We start from the raw sequence: 21,329 nt of genomic DNA on the forward strand, positions 1-21,329 counted from the left end.
GTTCGCCTACATCCTAACGGCTGGCACTTGTGCCGACATATTCCGGGCTACCCGGTGCACATCATGAACTCGGCGGTCTGTCAAGGCTTTGGCGTAACATGATGCAAACTGCCTTATACCTGCTGACCTGCGAAAATGCTAGGAAGGCGGTGGGTGAGTCATGTTAGAATGGAAGCCGCGAAAGGGGTTCTAATCACATGGCTTTCCAGGTCGGCGAAACTGTTGTCTATCCTCATCACGGTGCAGCATTGATCCAAGAGATCAAAACTCGAAGCATCAAAGGTGAAAGCAAACTGTACTTGAAACTGAAGGTAGCTCAAGGCGATCTGACGATTGAGGTCCCCGCCGAGAACTGTGATCTTGTTGGCGTGCGCGACGTGGTGAACAAAGACGGCCTTGATCGGGTCTTCGATGTACTGCGTGCGGAGTTCACCGAAGAGCCGACCAACTGGTCGCGTCGTTACAAGGCGAATCTTGAGAAGCTCGCTTCGGGTGACGTAATCAAGGTGGCCGAGGTGGTACGCGACCTGTGGCGCCGCGACCAGGACCGTGGGCTCTCTGCCGGCGAGAAGCGGATGCTTTCCAAGGCGCGTCAGATCCTCGTCTCCGAGCTTGCCTTGGCAGAAAAGACCGAAGAAGTGAAGGCAGAGGCCATCCTCGACGAGGTACTTGCCTCCTAAGGTGGCAACTGCTGCAGTCATACCGGCCGCCGGTGCCGGTGCCAGGCTTGGTCGGGGCATGCCCAAGGCATTGGTCTGCCTGAATGGCGAACCACTGCTGGTGCACGCTGTTCGAGGGACGTTGGCGTCTAGTGTCGTCGACGAGGTGGTTGTCGTCGCGCCGGAGGCGCACCTCGATCAGGTCCGTGCCCTGCTGTCCGACCACCGTCGCGACAGCGACAGCGATCGTGCCGTCAGTGTCGTGGCGGGCGGCCCGGACCGGGTGGACTCTGTCCGGGCCGGGCTTGCCGTTCTCGACCCGACTATAAGGTTCGTCCTGGTGCATGATGCCGCGCGTTGCCTCGCACCCGGTGCTGTCTTTCGCCGGGTGCATCAGGCGCTTGCCGGGGGAGCCCAGGCAGTGATACCGGTGCTTCCGTTGGTCGACACGGTGAAGTTCGTTGAGCCGGTGACCGCCGCTCCGGACGGCGCCGATGATCTAGAGTCAGCCATCCAGGGCACGGTTGTCGGCACGCCGAGCAGGTCGGGGCTGAGGATCGTACAGACGCCACAGGGTTTCGATCGCGAGCTGCTGCAGCGGGCGCACCGGGACGCTGCCGCCGCCGGGATATCCGCCACGGATGACGCGATGCTGGTTGAACGGCTCGGGGTGCCGGTAGCGACAGTGGCCGGCGATGAACGCTCGATGAAGATCACCTCGCGTAAGGATCTGGCGATTGCCGAGTTACTTCTCAGCAGCCCGTCGTAGGCTGGAAACGTGAAACTTCCCCGTACCGGCATCAGCATAGACGTTCATGGCTTTAGCGAGTCCCCGGCTCGGCCATTGTGGCTGGCTGGCCTGTTCTGGCCGGATGAGCCAGGGCTGGAAGGACACTCCGATTCCGATGTAGTAGCGCACGCGTGCGCCGACGCATTGTTCTCAGCTGCGGGTATAGGCGACCTCGGCCAGCATTTCGGCACAGACCGTCCGGACCTGGCCGGAGCATCCGGCGCACGACTACTCGCCGAGGCGGCAGCCCTGGTCCGCGCGGCCGGTTTCGAAATCGGGAACATCGCGGTCCAGGTCATCGGGAACCGGCCGAAGCTGGGGCCCCGCCGGGACGAGGCGCAGAGCGCGCTATCCGCAGCCGCCGGCGCCCCGGTTGCCGTTTCCGCCACGACGACTGATGGGCTGGGTCTCACCGGACGCGGCGAGGGCATTGCCGCCGTCGCGACCGCGTTGGTGGCCGAGAAATAGACGATGGCAATGCCCTGCGAGCAGACGACGGCGGCTGTTAGACCAGCGCCGGATCCTTCTTACTGGGCTTGACCTTGCGGAAGATCGCAGGGCCGATTGCGAGTGCAAGGGCGAAGATCAGAATTCCGACCGCGATCGGACTCTGCAGCACGATGCCGAAGCTGCCCTGTCCAAGCGCCGACGTCTGAACCAGCGACTTCTCAAACAGCGGCCCAAGTACGAGCCCAAGCACGAGCGGAGCGATCGGCAGGTCGAGCTCCTTCATGATGTAGCCGACCACCCCGAAGATCAGCACGAGCCAGACGCTGAACATGTTGTTGTTGACCGAGTATGCGCCGACGAAGCTGGTCAGCAGGATGATCGGATACAGGTAGGCGTACGGGATCCGGAGCATCTGTGCGAACACCGGAGCCATCGGCAGGTTCAGCACGATCAGCATGGCGTTCCCGATAAAGAACGAGACCAGCAGGCCCCAGACCAGCTCGGGCTGGTTCTCGAAGAGCAACGGACCCGGTTGGATGCCGTAAATGGTGAACGCTCCCAACAGGACGGCGGTCGTTCCACCACCCGGGATGCCGAGCGCCAAGGTCGGAACGAAGTTTGCGTTTGCGGCCGCGTTGTTCGCGCTTTCCGGCGCCGCGACTCCCTCGATAGCTCCCTTGCCGAATTCATCGCGGTTCGGCGAAAAACGCTTCTCGATGCCGTACGACATAAACGAGGCGAGCGTCGAGCCTGCGCCCGGAAGACAGCCGAGCAGGAAGCCGATGAAGGTGCCTCGGATGATTGGCGCCCCGCTTCGCTTGAGGTCATTCCTGCTGATCACCATGTCGCGGAACTTGGCCCGAATCGGCGCGGCCGCGCCCACCCTGATCTGGTAGAAGACCTCTCCCAGGGCGAATAGGCCTATCATCACCTCGACGAACGGAATTCCGCCAAGCATATTGACATTGCCGAAGGTGAACCGTGCCTGCCCGGAGGCAATTGCGACGCCGACCGTGGCGATGAGCAGACCGGCCGCGGCCATCATCAGACCCTTGTTGAGCGAGCCACCCGAGAAACTCACCACGGTTATCAGGCCGAGAATCATGATGGCAAGATTCTCGACCGGGCCGAAGTTCAGCGCCAGCTTCGCGAACGGGGGAGCGAGCGCCATCAACAGCGCAAGCGAGATGATGGCGGCGACGAACGAGCCGATCGCCGCAATAGCCAGCGCGGCACCGGCTCGGCCCTTTCTGGCCATTTGATAGCCGTCAAGGGTTGTGACGACGCTGGCCGCTTCGCCGGGGGTCGATATCAGCACCGAGGTGATGGTGCCACCATATTGGGCGCCGTAGTAGATGCCGGCGAGCATGATGAGCGCCGTCACCGGTTCCATCGCCAGGGTGAGCGGAATCAGGATTGCGACGCCGGTGGTCGATCCGAGGCCAGGCATCAGCCCGATGATTGTCCCCATCAGCACACCGATGAAACACCAGAGCAGATTCTCAGGGGTCAGGGCCGTTTGAAAGCCCAGCATTAAGTTTTCCAGCACAGTGACTCCTAGAATCCGAAGATGCCTTGCGGCAGCGGAACCCGCAACAGGATGACGAAGATTCCGTAGATAGCGGCCAGCGCCACGACGGTGACGATGATGGACGTAAGCAACTTCTGCCGTTCAACCAGGAACGAAATGCCGAAGAGCATCAGCGCGAACGACACGATAAAGCCGAGAAGCGGAACCAGCAGAACGGTGATCACCGTCGCGCCGACCACGATCAGCAGGATCTGATTTCGCCTGCGCTGGGACCGGCCGAAGATGTCCACCTCGCCGATGCCGGTGCTGGCCTCCTGTTCAGCCGGTTCGGTTGCCCCGCCAGCCGCCGGACCTGCAGTGCCCTCGGAGGTTGCGGCCGCAGCACTCCCAACCGCCGGTTCGGTTGCCCGCCCGGCCGCCGCTGTGCGTGCGGCGGCCGGTGCCAGAGCGGCATCGGTCGGCAGGCCAAGCCGTTCCGCGGCCAGCTCTTCGAGCGTGCCCCCTCCACCTCGCCACGTGGTGACGAGGTCGAGGGCGGCGAACACGGTCATCAGGCTACCGGCGAAGACGGGCAGGAACCCGGCGCCGATCTGGCCGTTATCAGCGAAGATTCCGTAGCCGACCCCGGCGATGACGGCGGCCACGCCGATGGCAATAACAACAATATTTGCGGTGATTGTGCCGACTACGATCTTCGACATGATTACTTACCCAGTACCGTCTTGAGATCTTCGTTGTTGGACTTCAAGTACGCGGCGAAGTCATCACCGTATGACACGTTCGGCTGCATCATGTTGTCCTCGATGTACTTCGTGTAGGCATCCGAGTCGGCGAACTTCTTGGCAGCGTCGATCCAGTACTGCTTCGCCTCGTCGCTTATCCCGCCTGGGGCGATCACGCCGCGGAACTGGGCGAATGACACATCGATTCCCTGCTCCTTGGCAGTTGGAATATCTTTCAGCGAATCGTACTTGTACCGCTCTTCTGCTGCGGCGCACAGCGGCTTGACCGTGCCTGCCTCGAGCTGGCCGGTGATCTCACCTGGGTTCACCGAGATGACGTCGACCTTGCCTCCGAGCAGGCCAGTCGTCGCTTCGCTGCCGGACTCGAAGGGCACTCGGTCAAACTTCGCGCCAGCCTTCTCTTCCATCAGGGTGAAGACGATGTTGTCCAGGCCGGTCGCCCCGGAGATCGCCGCGACCACTCGTTCATTCTTGGAGGCGTTCACCAGGTCGCTGCAGGTCTTGTATGGCGAATCCTCTTTCACCACGAGAAGGGTGTAATCGTCGCCGAGCTTCATGATCGGGGTGAAGCTGGTGTAGTCGAACTCCACTTTCTGGGTGAGCGGCAGAGCCAGTAGCGCCGTTTCGGAAGCCAACAGGTACTCGGCGTTGCCGTTCTGGGCCAGGAAGTTCGAGTAGCCGACCGCGCCGGAACCACCCTCCTGGTTCTCTACCGAAATGTTGACGCCGCTGGCTTCTTCAAGTCCGGCCGCCGTGGCCCGGCCTGCGATGTCGCTGCCGCCTCCGGCCGCGAACGGGACGATCATCTTGACGTCGCCCTCCGGTTGGAACTCCTCGCCGCCGGAGGCTGAATTCTCGGAGTTCATACCGCAGGCCGACAAGGCCAGTGTGCTGATCGCCGCGATTGCGACGGCACCTGCAAGGCGGGTTCGCATTTTCGACATGATCTATCTCCTTTGATAAATGAGTGCTAGACGGATTGGTTGGTTTTGCCTTCGCGGACAGCTTTTCTGGTAGCGATAGTTGCGGCGAGCCTGAACGCGTTAAGGGTTGCGCCCAGACCAGCCTTGTTCTGGCCGACGATGTCGAAAGCCGTTCCATGCGCGGGGGTGGCAATGGGAATCGGAAGCCCGCCCTGCACGGTGACGCCCTGGTCGAATCCCATCATCTTCATGGCGATCTGCCCCTGGTCGTGATACATCGTCACGACGCCATCGAACTGACCCGCGCGGGCGCGCAGGAAGATCGTGTCCGACGGGAAGGGCCCACTGGCATCGATCCGGTTAGCGCGGGCGGCCGCGACGCCGGGAGCGATTTCGTCGATTTCCTGCCGCCCGAAACTTCCGTTCTCTCCGGCATGAGGGTTGAGCGCCGCGACGCCGATCCGCGGGGAGTCAAGTCCGGAATCCTTGAGCGCTGTCGCAAACATCTCAACGGTTGCTGTGACGTTTTCCGCGGTGATGCGCTGCGGAACGTCGGCCAGTGCGATGTGCGACGTCACCCTGGCGGTCCAGAGATCGGACAGGATGTTGAATTCCGAGGTGCGGCCGCCGAAGTGAAGCGTATCGGCGAACCATCGGAGTTCATCTTCCGTGTTCATTCCGGCAAGATGCAGCGATGACTTGTTCAGCGGCGTGAAGCAGATAGCGTCCACCTCGCCGTCCTCGACGAGCCGCAGGGCGTAGCGCAGGCCATCGAGCGCCCAGGCGCCGGCCGCTGCGCTGACTACTCCGAGTTCGGTTGGCAGTGGGCCAGATCGTGGCGGAGGCATCAGCACCGGTCGTCCCGAGCCCGGCTCGTCGGCAATGTCGAGGCTGACCTGGGCGTGGTCGGCGGCCCGGTCCAGTTCTTCCCGGCTGGCTAGTACCAGCACGTCGGCGAGGTCGCCGAGGTCCGGCTGGCTGAGCAGCTTCGCACCGAGCTCGGGGCCAACCCCGGCAGGATCGCCGAAGGTGAGTGCGATGCGGGGGCGGTAGGTCACTGGGTCTCCCTGAAGTGGCGAACGATTAGGCATGGCGCAGTCGCTCCAGCCAGGCGGTGGATTCGGGTGTTGCGCCGTCAAGCTGGTCGACGACATCGACCAGGAATGTCTGGTGGCCGTGTGCTTCCAACTCGTCGATCGCGTCATCCAGGGTTCCGGTCTCAATTACGCGGAGCATGCGGCGATGACGGTCCAGGTTGCCGTGCAGGTCTTCGATGCCCCGGCGGGCCTTGTTGTTCATCGCCATGCACAGCTGCAGCTGCATCGCCATCGACCGGTAGGTGTCTTCCAGGCGCCGATGCCCGGCCAGGCCGACGACAGCGATGTGAAACTCGAAGCCGGCCCGGGTCATCGCGGCCTCGTTGCCGAACTCTGCGACTTCCTCCATCCGGGCGATCGCTCGATGACAACGGGCCAGTCTTTCCGGTGCCAGCTTCGGGAACGCCAGCCGCATCGCCATCGGCTCCAGATCGTTTCGCAGCGTGACAATCTCGTACACATCGTGCTGGGTGAGCGGAGTAACTATCGCACCGCGCCGGGGAATCTGGACCACGAGTCCGCTGTGTTCCAGCACCTTGAGTGCTTCTCTGAGAGGCGGGCGGGAAATGCCAAGCTGGTCGCAGAGTCGTTCCTCCACGAGACGCTCGCCAGGCAGGAAGTCGCCGGACAGGATGGCGTCCGTGAGGTTCCTGGTTGCCAGTTCGGCGAGGCTGGGCGGGGCGGCGATCTTACCCGGCACTCCTGCCGTGACAGTAACTGAGTCCATTGACAAATCCTCTGATCTGGTGCCGAGCGGATCGGTTAGTACTTGACCGATCCGGTGGGTGTGGGTCTATTGTATACAGTATTCGGTTGAAATGTAACCCAGATCACATTTCAGCGCAAGCACCTATCAGGAGGTTTTCGATGGCAGGCTCCCCGCACGCCCCGCTCGAGGGCGTTACGGTGATCGAGGTCGGCGTATTCATGGCCGGCCCGTTCGCCACGATGCAACTGGCCGATCTTGGCGCACGGGTGATAAAGGTCGAGTCGCCGGTCACGGGAGAGCAAACCCGGGCAACCGGACCGTTCATCGATGGCGAGAGCTCCCCATTCATCCGACTCAACCGGAACAAGGAATCGCTTGCCCTGGACCTCAAGTCAGCCCAGGGGAAGGAAGCGCTGGTGCGTCTCGCGGCCACCGCAGATGTCATCGTCGAGAACCTTCGCCCAGGGGCAATGCGCCGACTCGGGCTCGGATACGACGATCTTCGGGAAGCCAACCCGGGCCTGATCTACGCCTCGGCGTCCGGATGGGGGCAGGATGGTCCGCTGTCGCACTTGCCCGGTCTTGACATCATGGCCCAGGCACGCAGCGGCCTGATGAGCATCACTGGCTATCCCGATATGCCGCCGGCAAAGGTCGGAGTACCGATCTGCGACTTGACCACCGCGCTCTATGTCTCGCTGGCGATCACTGCCGCGCTGCATGAGCGGCATTCTTCCGGCACCGGCCAGTTCATCGACGTTTCGCTGATGGAGTCCGGTGTCTCGTTCGGCGTATGGGAGGCCGGCGCCTACTTTGCCGAGGGTACGGTCGGCGGACCGAACGGTTCCGCGCATCAGAACCAGGCGCCGTACCAGGCGGTGCGGAGCAAGGACGGGTACGTCACGATCGGGGCCAATACGCCCCGGAACTGGCAGGCCTTCTGCGCAGCGCTCACCCTGGATGAGCTGCTCGAGGACCCGCGATACGCCGGTGCGTATGACCGGCTGCAGAATCGGGAGCCGTTGATCGAGGCGATCGAGCGGCGCACGGGCGAGCTCACCACTGCCGAGGTTGTCGACATCCTTAATCAGGCGGGCGTTCCCTGCGCACCTATTTCCGACTTCGGCGAGGTGTTCAACGACGAACACCTCGCCGCGCGCGAGTTCTTCTGGGATGCCGAGCATCCCGCCATCGGCCCGGTCCGGCAGATCGGATCCCCGATGCGGTTTTCCAGGACGCCGGCGGTCCGGCGGAATGCCGGCCCGGTGCTTGCCTCGGGCAACAGGGAGATCCTCGAGTCGCTTGGCTACCAGGGCGACGAGCTGGAGGCCCTCTGTCCCGAGGCCGGGAGCACGCCATGACCGATCAGCTATTGGTCGAGCAGAAGTCCGACGCCCTCTATGTCACTTTCAACCGGGCGGCACAACGCAACGCGATGTCCTGGGAGATGTACCAGGGTCTGCAGGCTGCTTGCGAGCGGGCCGATGCCGAAGACTCGGTGCGCGTCATGGTGCTTCGCGGCGCCGGCGGTACCGCCTTCGTCGCCGGGACCGATATCGCCCAGTTCAAGGGCTTCACCGGGCAGGACGGCATTGAGTACGAGCAGCGGATCAGCGCAATTCTCGGGCGGCTGGCCGCTGTGCGGGTCCCGGTGATTGCCGCGATCGAGGGGTTCTGCATCGGCGGCGGCCTTGGGATCGCGGCGGTCGCGGACCTGCGGATTGCCGACCGGGGGGCGAAGTTCGGGGTGCCGATAGCTCGCACCCTTGGTAACTGCCTCTCGGCGAGCACGCTATCCGTTCTGGTCAGCCTGGTCGGGCGGGCCCGTGCGACGGACCTGCTGATGACGGCCCGGCTGATGTCGGCTGATGAGGCACTCGCCTCCGGGTTCGTCACGACGGTGAGCGACGATGTGGATGCCGAGGTCGAGGCGCTGGTGCGGCGACTCGGCAGTAGCGCGCCGTTGACGCTATGGGCAACGAAAGAGGCGATGCGCCGGATTTATGCAGGCTCGACGGTGGACGACGAGGACATCGTATCGCTGGTCTACGGCAGCGAGGATTTCGCGAACGCGGTCACGGCCTTCACCAGCAAACGGAAGCCGGTCTGGCAAGGGCGCTAGCCGGCTGCGCTCCCAGCCGAAACGGTCCGGTTTGTGGCTTACTGGGCGTGGATATTGCCGCGCCGTGAAGCAGAAACCGGACCGTTTCGCTTGGTTGGAACCGTTACTTGACGTCCTCGTCTACCCAGTCGAAGGTGCGGGTGACCGCCTTGCTCCACAGCCGCAACTGGCGCGCCTGTTCCTCGGCGTCCATCTGCGGCTCCCAGCGGCTGTCTTCCTGCCAGTTGGCCCGCAGCTCGTCCAGGTCCTTCCAGAACCCGACCGCGAGCCCGGCGGCATAGGCTGCGCCCAGCGCCGTCGTCTCGGCCACCACCGGGCGGATCACCGGAACGCCGAGCATGTCCGCCTGGAACTGCATCAGCAGGTTGTTTGCGATCATCCCTCCGTCGACCTTGAGCTCGGTGAGCGGCACGCCCGAATCGGCGTTCACCGCATCGATCACCTCGCGGGTCTGGAATGCAGTGGATTCCAGGGCGGCCCTGGCGATGTGGCCCTTGTTCACAAAACGGGTCAGGCCGACCAGTGCGCCGCGGGCATCGGGACGCCAATGCGGTGCGAACAGGCCGGAGAATGCCGGCACGAAGTAGGCGCCGCCATTGTCGGCAACCGTTTCGGCGAGTTTCTCCACCTCGGGCGAGTCCTTGAACAGGCCGATGTTGTCCCGCAGCCACTGCACCAGCGAACCGGTGACGGCAATCGACCCCTCGAGCGCATAGTGCGGCTTGTTGTCGCCGAGCTTGTAGCCGAGCGTGGTGAGCAGGCCGTTCTCGCTGTGCACAATGTCTTCGCCGGTGTTGAAGATCAGGAAGTTTCCGGTGCCATATGTGTTCTTGGCCTCTCCCTTGTCGAAGGCTGCCTGACCGAAGGTTGCGGCCTGTTGGTCGCCGAGGATGCCGGCGATCGGCACCTCGCGCAGCAGGCTGTTCGGCGATGCCGTCCCGTAGACCTCGGAGGAGCTCTTGATCTCTGGCAGCATCGACCTGGGAACGCCGAAGACTTCGAGAATCTCGTCGTCCCAGCTCAGCGTTTTCAGGTCCATGAACAACGTGCGGGAGGCGTTGGTGACGTCGGTGACGTGAATGCCGCCGTCCACGCCGCCGGTCAGGTTCCACAGCACCCAGGAGTCCGTGGTGCCGAAGAGCAGGTCACCTGCCTCGGCCTTTTCCCGCGCGCCCTCGACGTTCTCCAGGATCCAGGCGATCTTGGTGCCGGCGAAGTACGTGTTCAGCGGCAGTCCCACGGTCTGCTTGAATCGCTCAACCCCACCGTCGGCGGCGAGCCGATCGACAATCTTCTGGGTGCGGGTGTCCTGCCAGACGATGGCGTTGTAGACCGGTTCGCCGGTGTTCTTGTCCCAGACCACGGTGGTTTCGCGCTGGTTGGTGATTCCGATGGCTTCCACATTGTGCCTGGTGATGTTCGCCTTGCTGAGCGCCTGGCCGATCACCTCGCGGGTGTTGTCCCAAATCTCCTTGGCGTCATGCTCCACCCAGCCGGCCTGCGGGAATATCTGCTCATGTTCGAGCTGGCCGGAGGAGACTATCGACCCGGAGTGGTCGAAAACGATTGCCCGGCTGCTAGTGGTTCCCTGATCGATAGCTACGACATATTGCGTCATTGCGAAGTGCCTTTCGGTGAGAATTTATTGAAGATGTATACCGGCGGGTCAGAACACCGCGATGCTGGCCAGTCCGGCAAGCACGCCGCCGACGATCGGTCCGACGATCGGGACCCAGGAGTACGACCAGTCCGAACTGCCCTTGCCCTTGATCGGCAGAATGGCGTGTGCGATGCGCGGACCGAGGTCGCGGGCCGGGTTGATCGCGTAGCCGGTCGGTCCGCCGAGGCTCACGCCGATTGCGAGCACGATCAGCGCGACCGGGAGCGGGCCGAGTGCGCCGGGCCATTCCCCGCCGGATTTCGTAATCGCGTTGGTGGCCAGGATGGCGAAGACCAGGACGAAGGTGGCGATGACTTCCGTCACCAGGTTCCAGGCGTAGGAGCGGATCTGCGGACCGGTGGAGAAAACGCCGAGCTTGGCGGCCTGGGATTCCTCAGCATCGAAGTGCTGTTTGTACGCCAGCCAGGCAACGACGGCGCCAAGGAAGGCGCCTACCAGCTCGGCTGCCAGGTAGGTCATTGTCGAACCGAACGACACGGCGACACCCGGAGCGTATTCTTCTGCGCCGGAGGACAACAGGCCGAGCGTCACGGCGGGGTTCAGGTGCGCACCGGACTTCGCGGCGACGATGACGCCGGCGAAGACGCCGAGCGCCCAGCCCCAGCTGATCATCAGCCAGCCGCCGCCGAGTCCCTTGTTTCCTTTCAGGATGTTGTTGGCCACCACACCGGCGCCCAGGATGATCAGGAATGCTGTGCCAAGGACTTCGGAGGCGAATACCTGGCCGAGCGAGGTCGAGGCGGCGGGAGCCGCGAGGATGACTGAGGGGAGAGACAAGGCATTTCCTCTTTCTTCGTTGAACGGAAAGCTTCCCACTGGGAAGTGCGCACCATAGCGCGTTTGTGAGTTAACCTACCGGCTGGTAGGGGCTATTTGGTCGCCGGAGCCCGGCCTTTTTTGGTCGATGTTTGTGTCAGTTAGGAGACATCGGTTCCAATCGTCGGTTGAATTTCCGGAACGGCCTCGCGCAATGCGGTAGCGGCCTCGTCGTCCGGTTGATTCTGAGCAGCCAGCTCGGCTTCAACCCGTTTGCGATAGCTGTCGAGTTCCTGCTGCTTTTCCGCGTCGCTCCAGCCGAGTACGCCAGCCATCAGCGTTGCGACGTCGGCGGAAGCTGCCATGCCGCGCTCGCGCTGCTCATACGACAACCTGGTGCGTCGAGTCAGCACGTCCTCCAGGTGCATTGCGCCCTCATGGCTGGCGGCATAGACGACCTCGGCCTTCAGGTACTGCTCGGCGCCATCGAGCGGTTCTCCAAGCTCCGGCCGGTCGTCGACGAGCTCCAGCAGCTCGTCGATCAGCGCGCCATAGCGGCGGAGAAGATGGTTGACCCGATGCAGCTCCCAGCCGTACCTGTGCGCGATCCTGCTGCGCTGGCGGAACCGGATACCGAATCCTTCGGCTCCGACGATCGGCAGCTGGGCGGTGAGCGACGGACGACTTGTTGCTTCGTCGCCGAGCGCGAGGTCGACGACGTCCTCGGCCATCACCCGGTACGTCGTGTACTTCCCGCCGGCAATGACGGTCAGACCGGGGGCGGGTTGCGCGGCGGTGTGTTCCCGGGAGACCTTCGCGGTGCTCTTGGCCGCATTCTGGACCGGCTGCAGCAGCGGGCGCAGGCCGGAGTAGGTGCCGATCACGTCGTCGCGGCTCAGCGGCGACTGCAGGACCTGATTGGCGTGGTCAAGCAGATAATCGATATCGGCGCTATTGGCCACCGGATGGGCCTTTGCGTGGTGCCAGTCGGTGTCAGTTGTGCCGATAATCCAGTAGCCGTCCCACGGGATGATGAACAGGACGCTCTTCTCGGTTTCGGAAATGATGCCTGCATTGCCGACGATGCGTTCGCCGGAAACCACTATGTGCATCCCCTTCGAGGCACGCACCTTCAGGCCACGGCTGACCGGCGACGTCGCGGCGCTGGTGTCGGTGCTACTCGGCAGGCCGGGCAGCGATTCGGTCTCCTCCGTCCAGACTCCCGTGGCCCCGATGACCTGGCTGGCCCGTACGTCGAACTCCTCGCCGGACTCGAGGTCCTTTGCACGAACCCCGGTCACCCGGCCGCGGTCGCTGAGGTAGCCGATCACCTGGGTGCGGGTGGCGATCAGTGCTCCGTGTGAGGCGGAAGTCCGCGCCAGCTGCGTCACCAGCCGGGCGTCGTCGACCTTGGCGTCGTAATAGCGGATTCCGCCGATGGCAGCGTCGTCACGCAGGCCGGGAAACAGCTTGTGCACGCCGCGCCGGCTCAGATGCCTGTGCAACGGCACACCCCGGGAGGTGCCACCGGCGAAGCTCAGAGCATCGTAGAGCGCCAGGCCCGCCCCGACGTAGGCCCGTTCCCAGATCTTGTGCTTGAAGGGGTAGATGAACGGCACGGCCTCGACCAGGTACGGCGCGATCGTGGTCAGCAGCCGGCCGCGCTCGGTCAGCGCCTCGCGGACCAGGGCGAAATCGAGCATCTGCAGATAGCGCAGCCCGCCATGGATCAGTTTGCTCGACCGGGAAGAAGTGCCGGAGGCCAGATCCCGGGCTTCAAGCAGTCCGACCGTCAACCCGCGGCTGGCGGCGTCCAGAGTCGCGCCCGCCCCGGTAATACCTCCGCCGATCACCAGGATGTCCAGTACCTCGCCGCTCTTCATCTGCTCGATGGCGGCGGTTCGGGAGTCGGTGGAGAGTGCTGCTGCTTTCATTCTCTTTTACCCTGTCTTCGCTAACTGGGGAGTCTGCATCGTTCATTTCACTCTGAATCGCCGTGCACGATTTCACAAGGCGTTTGCACATACGTGCATAATTAGTCCGAGTCAGGGAGATAAATCGGGCTGAAAGAGGCAAAAGGTGGTCGCCGAGAACAAGGCGCAGCAGGCGTTGCGGATTGCACATTTGTATTACGTGCAAGGCGTGACGATGGAGGCGATTGCCCGGCAGATGCGGGTGTCGCGATCGACAGTGTCCCGGCTGCTCAAGTACGCCCGGGACGCCAAGCTGGTCGAGATCACGCTGAACGTCCCACACAGCACTGAGAAGGACCTCGAGAAGGTATTCCGCCGGGAGTTCGGCATTTCGGCGCAGGTCGTTCCGGTAGCCGACAGCTCCAACGAACTCGAGCGGCTGGAAACCGTCACCGCACGGGGCGCCAAGCTGTTGGGACAGATCTTCGGCGGCAATATGACACTCGGTATCGCCTGGGGAACCACGACCGCAGCGGTCGGACGCCAGCTCGTCCATAAGGTCACCCGCGGGGCGAACGTGGTCCAGCTCAATGGCGCTGCGAACCCGAGCACGACCGGTATCGGCTACGCGGCGGACGTCATCTCACGGTTCGGCGCGGCCTTCGACGCGCCGGTGCAGCATTTTCCGGTGCCGGCGTTCTTTGACTATGCGGCGACCCGGAAGGCGATGTGGCAGGAGCGAAGCATCAAACGAATTCTGCGGATGCAGCGGAATGTGGATGTCGCGCTGTTCAGTGTCGGCGCGGTCGCCGGCGGCGTGCCCAGCCACGTGTACACCGCGGGCTACCTCGATGACGCCGACTTCCGGTCCCTGCGCACCGAGGGCGTGGTCGGCGACATCAACACAGTTTTCATCCGGGCGGACGGCAGCCACCACGACATCCCGCTGAACCAACGTGCCTCGGGGATACCGCCGGACGAGCTGCGCCGAATCCACCGCAGGCTCTGCGTCGTTTCGGGCGAGAACAAGGTTCCGGCGCTGCGTGCCGCGCTGGCATCTCATCTGGTGACTGACCTGGTGATCGACGAACCGACAGCATCGAGTCTGCTCGAAGTGTGAGCTAGCTGCCGCCGGCTGTGGACCTAGCTGCCGGCACCGTCTGTACCGGCTGCATCTTTAGAGCCGGCCTCCTTACGGCTGTATCTATTAGAGCCAGCCTCCTACCGGCTGTCTAAATGCCGCCGGCCTCGTCGCCGATCGTGGTCGATTCGCCATGGCCGGTCCGCACCACGGTTTCGGCCGGCAGGTTGAGCAGCTTGGTCGTGATGGAGTCGATAATCGTCGGATGGTCACTGAATGACCGGCCGGTAGCGCCCGGGCCGCCTTTGAACAGGGTGTCACCGCTGAAAACTGTGCCGAGATCCGGGGCGAAGAGGCAGACCGCGCCGGGAGAATGTCCCGGGGTGTGCAGCACATGTAGTTCAATTCCGGCAATCGAGATCCGCTGACCGTCGGCGAGCTCGTGGCTCGGCGACCGTTCCGGATGAGTCCGATCCCAGAGCACCCGATCCGCCGGGTGCAGGTAGGTTGGTGCGGCGGTCACGTCCTGCACATCGGGCACGGCGTCGATGTGATCATCGTGGGCGTGCGTGCACAGGATGGCCACCAAACGGCGCTCGCCAACAGCCTTCAGGATCGCTGCGCCATCATGCGCCGGGTCGATGACGACGCACTCGGCATCGTCGCCCACGATCCAGACGTTGTTGTCGACATCCCAGGTGCCACCGTCCAGGCTGAATGTCCCCGACGTGACGAGCTGATCGATTCGGGCCGCCATCTACAGCACCACCACGGAGCGCAGGACCTCGCCGCGAGCCATCTTCTCGAAGGCGGCGTCGATGTCGCTGATGCCGATCTTCTCGCTGACGAATTCATCCAACGGCAGCCGGCCCTGCAGGTACAGGTCGGTGAGCATCGGGAAATCGCGTTCGGGCAGGCAGTCGCCGTACCAGGAGGACTTCAATGCTCCGCCGCGACCGAACACGTCCAGCAGCGGAATTTCGAGCATCATCTCCGGAGTCGGCACGCCGACGAGTACTACGGTGCCGGCCAGGTCGCGGGCGTAGAACGCTTGCCGCCACGTTTCAGGCCTGCCCACGGCATCGATCACGACATCAGCACCGAACCCGCCGGTGAGATCCTGCACCGCCGCGACCACGTCATCCTCATTCATTTCGGAAGAGTCGATTGCGTGTGTGGCGCCGAGCTCCTGCGCCTTGCTCAGCTTCCTGGCATCGCGATCGATGGCGATGATCGTCGAGGCGCCGGCAAGACGTGAACCGACGACTGCTGCCACGCCTACCCCGCCGCAGCCGATCACGGCGACAGAGTCACCCCGGCTGACGTTTCCGGTATTCATTGCCGCCCCGATGCCGGCCATAATGCCGCAGCCGAGAAGCCCGGCCGCAGCCGGGTCGGCGTCCGGGTTCACTTTCGTGCACTGTTTCGCGTGCACCAGCGTCTTCTCTGCGAACGCGCCGATGCCCAGGGCCGGGCTGAGTTCGGTGCCATCTGCCAGCGTCATCTTCTGCCGGGCGTTGAAGGTGTTGAAGCAGTACCAGGGCTCGCCACGCTTGCACGCCCGGCACTCTCCGCAGACCGCCCGCCAGTTCAACACCACGAAATCGCCGACTGCGACATTGTCGACGCCATCGCCGATGGCGCTGACCCTCCCGGCGGCCTCGTGTCCCAGAAGGAAAGGGAACTCGTCGTTTATCCCGCCCTCCTTGTAGTGGAAGTCGGTGTGGCAGACGCCGCAGGTCTCGATGTCGACGACGACCTCGCCGGCGCCAGGATCCGGAATCACAATATCCGTGAGTTCAACTTCAGCGCCCTGAGAACGCGCTATGACACCTTTGACCGTTACGGACATCTTGCTCCTTCAATCTGCGACGTACGAGTTCGATCTTCAGACTAGCCCGTCTACGCCGCGGCTTGGGCCTTCTTCTTCGCTGCCGCGGTAGCCTGCGACCGCACGGTGGCCTTGACCTTGTTTGTCAGCTTCGACCTCGCTTTTGCGGTGGCTTCCGACTTGGCTTTCTTGCTGATGGACCGGGCGCTGGCCGCCGTCGCATCCCTGACCGCATGTTTTTCCCCGGCCTTGCGGGACGCGGAAGCCGCCGAGTCGCGCGCATTTGTCCGGGCTATTGATACAGCCGCCGACTTTGCTTCGGTTGTCGCAGCACTTCTGGCTTGGGTTGTCGCGGCGTCCCTGGCCGCCTGTTTCGCTGCCTGCTTCGTCGCGGCGATCGCCGAGCGGGTCACCGTCACAGTCCTCGAGGCGCTCTTGGTGGTGGTGGCCGATTTCTGTTCCCTAGCCGAGGCGCTGTGCTTCTTGCCCTCGATCGTGTGCGTTCTGGTTGCCGAGGCCGTTGCCTTTGCGGTGTGGCCGCTATAACGGTATCTGGCCGTATAGCTGTACTTCGCGGTGCCGGTGTAGCGCGCCTTCGCGGACCTCGTCACCTTGACCGCGGCCTTCTCGGTGACGGTCGCGCTCTGGCTGACCGTCTGCCGCACCGTGACGGTAGCTACCTGCTGACTAGAGGAGCCCGCACCGGATGTGATCAGCCGCCCCAGATTGAGGATGCCGGTCCCGCAGCTGCTCGTAGTGCAGGTCCAATCGGCTTCCTTATGCTTCGGAAAAGCGCTGATCGATGACTTCAGCGCCGACTCGACTGCGTCTGGCCCGGCGCCCGGCGCCAGCGAGTAGAGCAGAGCGGCCGCGCCGGCGACGGCCGGGGCCGCCATCGATGTGCCCTCCATCTGGCCGTAACCTGCCTGTTGCGGCACGGTCGTTCCGGTGTTCACCGCGGACCAGATGCCGTTGTAGTTGTTGTCACCACCCGGCGCACTGACATCGATGCCCGTGCCGTAGTTGGAGTACCAGGCCCGTTCGCCGATCTCATCGGTGGATCCGACGGTGATCACGCCGGAACAGTTGGCTGGGGCCGAGTTTCTGACATTCACCGACTCGTTGCCGGCGGCTACCACGACAGTGCTGCCGAGTGATCGCGCCTTGTCGATGGCGTCCTGATACGACCTGGGGCATCCCTCAGTCGAGTATCCGCCAAGGGACAGGTTGATCACCTGTGCCGGATGAGTGTTTTGCGGAACATCGGGCACTGAGCCGCCGGCAGCCCAGACTATGCCCGCCGTGATGTCGGAGTCGTAGCCGCCACAGACGCCAAGCGCCCGCACCGGAAGCAGGCTTACCCCAGGGGCGACTCCAGTGATTCCCTCGCCGTTATCGGCCTGTGCGGCGACAATGCCGGCCACGTGCGTACCGTGCCACGAACTGTCGCTTCGTTCGCAGTCTTCCCCCTTGAATGTCCCGCCTGGCCACCAGTCACCGGGATCTTCAGCGTCATCGTCTCGCGAACCGGCTTCCTCAGTTGCCGGCACGTCGCGGGCCACCTCGGGGTCGTCGCGGGCCACTTCGGGGTCGGAGACCAGGTCGTAGCCGGGAAGTACCTGGTGGTCAAGATCGGGATGGTTGGTGATTCCGGTGTCGATAACGGCCACGACGACAGACGAGCTGCCCTTGGTCTTGTTCCAGAGCTCCGGGGCGTGCACGCTGTAACCGCCAACCGGCAGTTTCACCTTGCCGCTGTTGACGGAGACGACGGAGTCCCGGTCGTCCCAGACGTTGTACTGCTTGCCGTAGAACGGATCATTCGAGCCGATGGGCGGCTGGGCGGCAATTTCCCGGCGATAATCCGGCTCGGCCCAGACCACATCGGCTCGTTCGGCTAGCTGCTCGGCAATCTTCTCGGCGGCCGCTGCCGGCAGTTCGTCGTCGAACCTGAGCACCGTTGTCTTCTCACTCACCGGTGTGGCCGACTCAATGGTCGAATCCGTCAGGGCCTCGGACTTCCGCAGCAGCGCAGGCGATGGCGTCGTCGTGGTCGTCTTGACAATCAAGCCGTTGGCATACTTCGGGGCGGCAGGTGGCGGGGCATGTCCCGGCCCGGTTGGATCGGTCTCGGCCCGTGCAATGCCGGCCATTTCGGCTCGCGCAGTGTCCGGCGCTGACGCCGCTTGCGCCGGGCCAACCGCCGACGCTTGCGCCGGGCCAACCGCCGACGCTTGCGCCGGGCCAACCGCCACAGCCATCGCCAGCAGGATCGCCGGGCCTATTGCCGCGATGATACGAATCCGCCTGGAAAACAGGCCGGGGGAGGTAAGGGAAGACATACAGGACTCACTGGTTCACGAGGAGGGGACCGCGAATATGAAGCTAACTGTAGCCGGACGGGGCGAGGCCGGAGAATGTACTTGTGGGACGCAGGCCACAATCGTTCGCGAAGGATCGAGAACATCGTCGGGATGCTTGCGCGCGGGGAGAAGTTCTACGATTGACCCGCACTGCACTGCCTCGTCCGCCGTCAGTGCGGGCCTGGCATTCTTGGCGGCAGCTATTCACTGGGTAATCTTAGGTTCGTGACCCTTCGCCTCTATGACACAGCCCAGCGTTCCATTCGCGATTTCGTGCCGATCAACGAGGGGTCCGTAGGCATCTATGTCTGCGGCGCGACAGTGCAGGGTGAGCCGCATATTGGCCACCTCCGAAGCGCAGTCGTCTTCGACCAATTGCGTCGCTGGCTGACGTACAAGGGGTACGACGTCACGCTGGTTCGCAACGTGACCGACATCGACGACAAGATCCTGTTGAACGCGCAGGCCGCTGGCAATCAGTGGTGGGCACATGCCTATCTCTACGAGCAGCAGTTCTCGGCGGCCTATGATGCGCTCGGCGTTCTGACGCCGACCTATGAGCCGCGCGCCACCGGGCACATCACCGAGATGATCGAGCTGATCCAGCGACTTATCGAGGCGGGCCATGCCTACCCTGCGCTGGACAACTCGGGCGACGTCTACTTCGATGCGAGGAGCTGGCCGGATTACGGGCGGCTGACCAGGCAGCAGCTCGACGACATGGAACCGGCCGTGGATTCCGCGCGCTCCGGGAAAAAGGATTCGCGCGACTTCGCGCTGTGGAAGGGGCACAAGTCGGGCGACCCCGGGACCGCCGCCTGGCCGACCCCCTGGGGACGTGGCCGTCCCGGCTGGCACCTCGAGTGCTCCGCCATGGTGACGAAGTACCTCGGACCGCATTTCGACATCCACGGGGGTGGCCTTGACCTCCGGTTCCCGCATCACGAGAACGAGCAGGCGCAGTCGCAGGCTGCCGGTGACCCGTTTGCCAACTACTGGATGCATTCCGGGCTGCTGACGATTCACGGCGAGAAGATGTCGAAGTCGCTGGGTAACTCGTTGTTCGCCTCAGATCTGCTGCAACAGACCAGGCCGGTCGCGCTCCGCTACTACCTGGGCGGCGCACACTACCGGTCGAGTCTTGAGTACGGCGCCGATTCGATGGCCGAGGCCAATGCTGCGATGAGCCGGCTCGAAACGTTTGTGGCCCGGGCGGTCGACCGTCTGCAGTTGGCGGACGACGAGATCCTGCGGCATTCCGGGGTCGCGCTTCCCGATGAGTTCGCCGCCGCAATGGATGACGACCTATCCGTCCCGGCGGCGCTAGCCGTCATTCATGAGCGCGTGCGGGCCGGCAACTCGGCATTCGACAGAAACGATGAGGACGGGCTGCGTTCCGCGCTCCTTGAGGTAGTCGCCATGCTCGACATCCTTGGTTTGTCGCCGGTCGCCGCGGAGTGGGCCGGTACTGAAGGCAGCGAAAGTAATGGAATGAAGGCCGCATTGGATACTCTGGTAGCTGCGCAGCTGACGAAACGGGACGAAGCCCGGGCTGCGAAAGACTTTGCTACCGCCGATGCGATACGGGATTTGCTTGCGACCGCAGGAATCGTGATCGCAGATACGCCCCACGGCGCGAAATACACCGTGAAAGGTGAAAACTGATAATGCCGAAAAAACCACGCCCCGGTGCGGTCCGGAAAAGCAAGAAGGGCCCGAAGGTAGGGACTGGCGGACACAGCCGAAAGTCGCTGGAGGGCCGCGGCCCGACGCCGAAGGCAGTCGACCGTGAATACCACCCTGCCGGAAAACGGGCCGCCGCTGCGGCGAAATCTGCGGGTAAGACAACTGGGAAACCTGGCGCCAGGGATACCCGTCGGCCCGGTCCCGGTGGCTCCCGGGGTAGCAGGAAGACAACCTCGGTGGAGGTGGTCGCCGGCCGTAACGCTGTTGTCGAGGCATTGCGCGAGGGTATTCCGGCAACCGCGCTCTATGTCGCACATCAGATCGATGCCGACGACCGGGTCAAGGAAGCCATCAGTATTGCCGGTGCAAAGGGTATTGCGCTGCTTGAGGCCTCGAAGATCGATCTGGACCGGCTGACCGACGGCTATTTCCACCAGGGACTGGCCCTGCAGGTACCGGCCTACAAATACGCTCATCCGGAGGACCTCGTCGCCCGGGCGCTCAAGGCGGGCGAAGTTCCGCTCATCGTTGCGCTCGATGGCATCACCGATCCCCGCAACCTCGGCGCGATTATCAGGTCGACGGCGGCCTTCGGTGGTCACGGCGTTGTGGTGCCCGAGCGGCGCGCGGCCAGCGTGACGGCGTCCGCCTGGAAAACGTCGGCGGGCGCGGCGGCACGAATCCCGGTGGCCAAGGCCGCCAACCTGACCAGGACTCTGCAGGCCTACAAGAGCCAGGGATTGTTCGTGCTTGGCCTGGACATGGCAGGGGACGTGGAGTTGCCCTCGCTGGAGCTCGGCCGGGAACCTGTCGTCATCGTCGTCGGCTCGGAAGGCAAGGGGCTCGGTCGGCTTGTCCGGGAAACCTGCGACCAGATTGTTTCGATTCCGATCGCTGCAACAACTGAATCGCTGAATGCGGGAATCGCCGCCGGCGTCACGCTGTACGAGGTGGCGCGCAGCCGCGCCTAGGGAATCTGACCGGGCCTCACGCC

Annotated in this window: 19 protein-coding genes; 8 read left to right on the forward strand and 11 right to left on the reverse strand. The window is 63.6% G+C overall.

Going from position 1 to position 21,329, the window contains the following annotated elements:
- Positions 1-197: 197 nt before the first annotated feature.
- The 3 genes from LWF01_RS01905 to ispF are packed head-to-tail and all read left to right on the forward strand — an operon-like array spanning position 198 to position 1,917.
- Positions 198-680, forward strand: coding sequence for a CarD family transcriptional regulator (locus LWF01_RS01905; protein ID WP_349639348.1), 483 nt, complete (start codon positions 198-200; stop codon positions 678-680).
- A gap of 1 nt (position 681) precedes the next feature.
- Positions 682-1,428, forward strand: a complete 747-nt coding sequence (gene ispD, locus LWF01_RS01910; protein WP_349639349.1) for a 2-C-methyl-D-erythritol 4-phosphate cytidylyltransferase — start codon at positions 682-684, stop codon at positions 1,426-1,428.
- Positions 1,429-1,437: 9 nt separating this feature from the next.
- Positions 1,438-1,917 (forward strand): 2-C-methyl-D-erythritol 2,4-cyclodiphosphate synthase, encoded by a 480-nt coding sequence (ispF, locus tag LWF01_RS01915; protein WP_349639350.1) that lies wholly within the window; start codon positions 1,438-1,440, stop codon positions 1,915-1,917.
- Positions 1,918-1,954: 37 nt separating this feature from the next.
- Here the strand turns inward: ispF and LWF01_RS01920 are convergent, their stop codons facing one another.
- The 5 genes from LWF01_RS01920 to LWF01_RS01940 are packed head-to-tail and all read right to left on the reverse strand — an operon-like array spanning position 1,955 to position 6,920.
- Positions 1,955-3,448, reverse strand: a complete 1,494-nt coding sequence (locus LWF01_RS01920; protein WP_349639351.1) for a tripartite tricarboxylate transporter permease — start codon at positions 3,446-3,448, stop codon at positions 1,955-1,957.
- Positions 3,449-3,456: 8 nt separating this feature from the next.
- Positions 3,457-4,131, reverse strand: a complete 675-nt coding sequence (locus LWF01_RS01925) for a tripartite tricarboxylate transporter TctB family protein (protein WP_349639352.1) — start codon at positions 4,129-4,131, stop codon at positions 3,457-3,459.
- 2 nt (positions 4,132-4,133) lie between these two features.
- Positions 4,134-5,117 carry a tripartite tricarboxylate transporter substrate binding protein gene (locus LWF01_RS01930; protein ID WP_349639353.1) on the reverse strand — a complete coding sequence of 328 codons (984 nt, stop codon included), beginning with the start codon at positions 5,115-5,117 and terminating at the stop codon, positions 4,134-4,136.
- 26 nt (positions 5,118-5,143) lie between these two features.
- Positions 5,144-6,154 carry a 4-hydroxythreonine-4-phosphate dehydrogenase PdxA gene (locus LWF01_RS01935; RefSeq protein WP_349639354.1) on the reverse strand — a complete coding sequence of 337 codons (1,011 nt, stop codon included), beginning with the start codon at positions 6,152-6,154 and terminating at the stop codon, positions 5,144-5,146.
- A 25-nt stretch (positions 6,155-6,179) separates the two neighbouring features.
- Positions 6,180-6,920 (reverse strand): GntR family transcriptional regulator, encoded by a 741-nt coding sequence (locus LWF01_RS01940; protein WP_349639355.1) that lies wholly within the window; start codon positions 6,918-6,920, stop codon positions 6,180-6,182.
- A 140-nt stretch (positions 6,921-7,060) separates the two neighbouring features.
- Here LWF01_RS01940 and LWF01_RS01945 point away from each other — a divergent pair, with 140 nt between their 5' ends.
- Together LWF01_RS01945 and LWF01_RS01950 are read left to right on the forward strand one after the other, a co-directional pair.
- Positions 7,061-8,263 carry a CaiB/BaiF CoA transferase family protein gene (locus LWF01_RS01945; protein WP_349639356.1) on the forward strand — a complete coding sequence of 401 codons (1,203 nt, stop codon included), beginning with the start codon at positions 7,061-7,063 and terminating at the stop codon, positions 8,261-8,263.
- On the forward strand, positions 8,260-9,024 hold the full coding sequence (locus LWF01_RS01950; protein ID WP_349639357.1) for an enoyl-CoA hydratase/isomerase family protein: 765 nt from the start codon (positions 8,260-8,262) through the stop codon (positions 9,022-9,024). Before LWF01_RS01945 ends, LWF01_RS01950 begins: the two co-directional genes overlap by 4 nt.
- Before the next feature lie 103 nt (positions 9,025-9,127).
- On the opposite strand, the gene glpK is transcribed toward LWF01_RS01950, so the two are convergent.
- The 3 genes from glpK to LWF01_RS01965 form a co-directional block, all read right to left on the reverse strand.
- Positions 9,128-10,642 carry a glycerol kinase GlpK gene (glpK, locus tag LWF01_RS01955; protein ID WP_349639358.1) on the reverse strand — a complete coding sequence of 505 codons (1,515 nt, stop codon included), beginning with the start codon at positions 10,640-10,642 and terminating at the stop codon, positions 9,128-9,130.
- A 48-nt stretch (positions 10,643-10,690) separates the two neighbouring features.
- Complete coding sequence (locus tag LWF01_RS01960; protein ID WP_349639359.1) at positions 10,691-11,482, reverse strand: MIP/aquaporin family protein; 792 nt, start codon at positions 11,480-11,482, stop codon at positions 10,691-10,693.
- Between the two features lie 140 nt (positions 11,483-11,622).
- Positions 11,623-13,395: a glycerol-3-phosphate dehydrogenase/oxidase gene (locus LWF01_RS01965; protein ID WP_349639360.1), complete on the reverse strand. Its 1,773-nt coding sequence runs from the start codon at positions 13,393-13,395 to the stop codon at positions 11,623-11,625.
- A 145-nt stretch (positions 13,396-13,540) separates the two neighbouring features.
- Between LWF01_RS01965 and LWF01_RS01970 the strand changes: the two genes are divergently transcribed.
- Positions 13,541-14,494, forward strand: coding sequence for a sugar-binding transcriptional regulator (locus tag LWF01_RS01970; protein ID WP_349639361.1), 954 nt, complete (start codon positions 13,541-13,543; stop codon positions 14,492-14,494).
- A 112-nt stretch (positions 14,495-14,606) separates the two neighbouring features.
- Here LWF01_RS01970 and LWF01_RS01975 read toward each other — a convergent pair whose 3' ends face one another.
- Genes LWF01_RS01975 through LWF01_RS01985 form a run of 3 tightly spaced genes read right to left on the reverse strand, consistent with a single transcriptional unit; the run spans position 14,607 to position 18,628 of the window.
- A complete protein-coding gene (locus LWF01_RS01975; protein ID WP_349639362.1) occupies positions 14,607-15,212 on the reverse strand; it encodes an MBL fold metallo-hydrolase in 606 nt (201 codons plus the stop codon).
- Positions 15,213-16,307 carry an S-(hydroxymethyl)mycothiol dehydrogenase gene (locus LWF01_RS01980; protein WP_349639363.1) on the reverse strand — a complete coding sequence of 365 codons (1,095 nt, stop codon included), beginning with the start codon at positions 16,305-16,307 and terminating at the stop codon, positions 15,213-15,215. It abuts the gene before it with no gap.
- 50 nt (positions 16,308-16,357) lie between these two features.
- On the reverse strand, positions 16,358-18,628 hold the full coding sequence (locus LWF01_RS01985; protein ID WP_349639364.1) for a S8 family peptidase: 2,271 nt from the start codon (positions 18,626-18,628) through the stop codon (positions 16,358-16,360).
- A 246-nt stretch (positions 18,629-18,874) separates the two neighbouring features.
- On the opposite strand from LWF01_RS01985, the gene cysS reads away from it, so the two are divergent.
- Together cysS and rlmB are read left to right on the forward strand one after the other, a co-directional pair.
- A complete protein-coding gene (gene cysS / locus LWF01_RS01990) occupies positions 18,875-20,314 on the forward strand; it encodes a cysteine--tRNA ligase (RefSeq protein ID WP_349639365.1) in 1,440 nt (479 codons plus the stop codon).
- A 2-nt stretch (positions 20,315-20,316) separates the two neighbouring features.
- Entirely contained in the window at positions 20,317-21,306 is a 990-nt protein-coding gene (rlmB, locus tag LWF01_RS01995) for a 23S rRNA (guanosine(2251)-2'-O)-methyltransferase RlmB (RefSeq protein ID WP_349639366.1), read from the forward strand.
- Positions 21,307-21,329 lie beyond the last annotated feature (23 nt).

Origin of the sequence: Saxibacter everestensis (assembly GCF_025787225.1) — a bacterium.
GTDB lineage: Bacteria > Actinomycetota > Actinomycetes > Actinomycetales > Brevibacteriaceae > Saxibacter > Saxibacter everestensis.

What these genes read in the sequence shown, in the direction of transcription:
- LWF01_RS01940 (WP_349639355.1), bottom strand. Translation starts at nt 6,920, where the DNA reads ATGGACTCAGTTACTGTCACGGCAGGAGTGCCGGGTAAGATCGCCGCC.
- LWF01_RS01980 (WP_349639363.1), bottom strand. Translation starts at nt 16,307, where the DNA reads ATGTCCGTAACGGTCAAAGGTGTCATAGCGCGTTCTCAGGGCGCTGAA.
- LWF01_RS01985 (WP_349639364.1), bottom strand. Translation starts at nt 18,628, where the DNA reads ATGTCTTCCCTTACCTCCCCCGGCCTGTTTTCCAGGCGGATTCGTATC.
- LWF01_RS01925 (WP_349639352.1), bottom strand. Translation starts at nt 4,131, where the DNA reads ATGTCGAAGATCGTAGTCGGCACAATCACCGCAAATATTGTTGTTATT.
- rlmB (WP_349639366.1), top strand. Translation starts at nt 20,317, where the DNA reads ATGCCGAAAAAACCACGCCCCGGTGCGGTCCGGAAAAGCAAGAAGGGC.
- LWF01_RS01945 (WP_349639356.1), top strand. Translation starts at nt 7,061, where the DNA reads ATGGCAGGCTCCCCGCACGCCCCGCTCGAGGGCGTTACGGTGATCGAG.
- LWF01_RS01975 (WP_349639362.1), bottom strand. Translation starts at nt 15,212, where the DNA reads ATGGCGGCCCGAATCGATCAGCTCGTCACGTCGGGGACATTCAGCCTG.
- LWF01_RS01905 (WP_349639348.1), top strand. Translation starts at nt 198, where the DNA reads ATGGCTTTCCAGGTCGGCGAAACTGTTGTCTATCCTCATCACGGTGCA.
- LWF01_RS01965 (WP_349639360.1), bottom strand. Translation starts at nt 13,395, where the DNA reads ATGAAAGCAGCAGCACTCTCCACCGACTCCCGAACCGCCGCCATCGAG.
- LWF01_RS01950 (WP_349639357.1), top strand. Translation starts at nt 8,260, where the DNA reads ATGACCGATCAGCTATTGGTCGAGCAGAAGTCCGACGCCCTCTATGTC.
- LWF01_RS01930 (WP_349639353.1), bottom strand. Translation starts at nt 5,117, where the DNA reads ATGTCGAAAATGCGAACCCGCCTTGCAGGTGCCGTCGCAATCGCGGCG.
- glpK (WP_349639358.1), bottom strand. Translation starts at nt 10,642, where the DNA reads ATGACGCAATATGTCGTAGCTATCGATCAGGGAACCACTAGCAGCCGG.